We start from the raw sequence: 778 nt of genomic DNA, 5'->3' as shown, positions 1-778 counted from the left end.
ACAGGAGTTATTTGAATCTGACCGATTTCGTCACCATTATCGCTCGATCCAGTGCGAGTGTAGACACTTTCAAACTCATCATGACCCAGCATGACCTTTTCAATTTCTCGCATTACGATATCTTTCTCATTAATGGAAAGATCCCCGTAAGAGCGTACTTTTACGGTGAAAAATGGCGGATCGACTTCAGGGAAAAACTCCGCGCCTAACCCCGCTTTACTGTAAGTAAATCCAACACCACCCGCCAGCAATACCGCGCTCAGCAGCACTTTCCAAGGATGTTGAATCGCCACAAACAAAGTTTTGTAATAAAGCTTGGTACTTCCTGTCGCTTTCTCAAAGTTTCCGTTGTGTAGCTCCACCATTTCTTGTTGGGCTTTAGGATTGATAACCTGAGGTTTACCAATAATGCCGCCAATAACAGGCACAAATAGCAAAGCCATCACCAATGACGCCGCTAACGTCGCGATTAGCGTTAACGGTAAGTACTTCATAAACTCACCGGTAATATCCGGCCAAAAAAGAAGCGGAGCAAATGCCGCCAACGTAGTCGCGGTAGAGGCGGTGATCGGCCATGCCATGCGTTTGGCTGCGTCTCGGTATGCCTCTTTACGCGGCGTGCCTTCTTGCATTCTCCGATCGGCAAACTCAGTGACGACGATTGCACCATCCACCAGCATGCCGACCGCCATGATTAAGGCAAACAGCACCACGATGTTTACGGTAAGACCAAAAACAGAGAGAACTAACAGCCCCGTTAAGAAAGATCCTGGAATAG

1 protein-coding gene is annotated in these 778 nt (G+C 47.7%); it reads right to left on the bottom strand.

The features are described 5' to 3' along the window. A partial coding sequence (locus R8N47_RS24635) for an efflux RND transporter permease subunit (RefSeq protein WP_318186027.1) occupies positions 1-778 on the bottom strand: 778 nt, incomplete at both ends.

This window comes from Vibrio sp. 2132-1 (genome assembly GCF_033344315.1).
Note: the sequence above shows the minus strand (reverse complement) of the source record. Positions and strands in the feature narration are given on the sequence as shown.